The following is a 1,295-nucleotide window of genomic DNA, read 5'->3' on the forward strand; positions in this document are numbered from 1 at the left end:
GGAATATATGGGGTATTCCGAGCAAATGTTGGAAGTGTTCCCGCATAACTGGACCTTTGATAACGGCTATATGCATCCTGGAGACAAACCAGGTCTTGGGATCGAGTTTGATGAAAAGCTGGCGGCGAAATATCCGTATGACCCTGCATATCTGCCTGTTGCTCGTCTGGAAGATGGCACGTTGTGGAACTGGTAAATATAAATTTTACGTACGAAAGATGTTGATTAACTCAATACCCTACAGAAGGTAAAACTTATGGTTAGTTCAGTCGATATTAAAAATAACGTAGATAATAAACCCATTATTCGCAGAGTGGCTTCAGCCTCCGCAATTGGTACTGCTGCCGAATACTATGACTTCTTTGCATATGGGACAGCAGCCGTACTCTTTTTTGGTCATTTATTTTTCCCAAGTGACGATCCGTTAATTAGTACGCTGGCTGCTTTTGCAACCTATGCCGTTGGTTTCCTGGCTAGACCATTAGGAGGAATTGTCTTTGGGCATATTGGCGATAAGGTCGGGCGCAAAAAAGCACTGGTTATTACTATATTAATCGTTGGCTTAGGGACATTCTGTATTGGGTTGTTACCTACATATGAAAAAATAGGTGTATGGGCTCCAGCTTTACTTATATTTATTCGTGTATTACAGGGCTTTGGTGTTGGAGGAGAACAAGCCGGTGCAGTATTAATGACTGCTGAATATTCTGAGCCCAAACATCGTGGATTTTTTTCGAGTTGGGTTCAAATCGGTGCCCCAGTTGGTTTTCTTCTGCCGTTAGCACTCTTTGCGTTGTTAAATGCCACACTTTCTCCAGAGGCAATGATGGATTACGGGTGGCGTATACCGTTCCTGTTAAGTCTGTTGCTGGTTATTGTTGGGTTATTTATCCGCTTAAAAATTGATGAATCACCAGTCTTTGCTCAGATTAGGGAGACAAAAGCAGAAGAATCACGTCCATTAGTTGAAGTTATCCGTGATTTTCCGGGAATTGTCGTTAAGGGAGTATGTGCGAAGCTGATTGAGGCTTGCACATTTGCAATGTTTACAGTGATTGTCCTTGCATACGGTAAGGCAAACAATCTCGATGCAAATATCTTGATGGAGACAATGATTGTTGCGGTGATTATAGAAATAATTGCAATACCGATGATGGGCTCGCTATGCGATAAAATTGGGCGTAAACCAGTTTATATTATCGGCGCATTGCTCCAGGTTGTTATGATTATTCCTTTCTTCCTTGCAATCAATCAGGATAGCTTTTGGCTTACGCAAATAGTAATGATCCTGGTAC

The 1,295-nt window shown here is 41.9% G+C and carries 1 protein-coding gene and 1 pseudogene; both read left to right on the plus strand.

The features are described 5' to 3' along the window. Positions 1-196, plus strand: a pseudogene (locus tag KQJ19_RS23620) (bifunctional D-altronate/D-mannonate dehydratase); the annotation flags it as partial. A 60-nt stretch (positions 197-256) separates the two neighbouring features. Next, the coding region (locus KQJ19_RS23625) for an MFS transporter (protein ID WP_216404277.1) at positions 257-1,295 on the plus strand (1,039 nt) is incomplete at its 3' end.

This window comes from Citrobacter sp. S46_ASV_140 (genome assembly GCF_018919545.1).
Lineage (GTDB): Bacteria > Pseudomonadota > Gammaproteobacteria > Enterobacterales > Enterobacteriaceae > Citrobacter > Citrobacter braakii.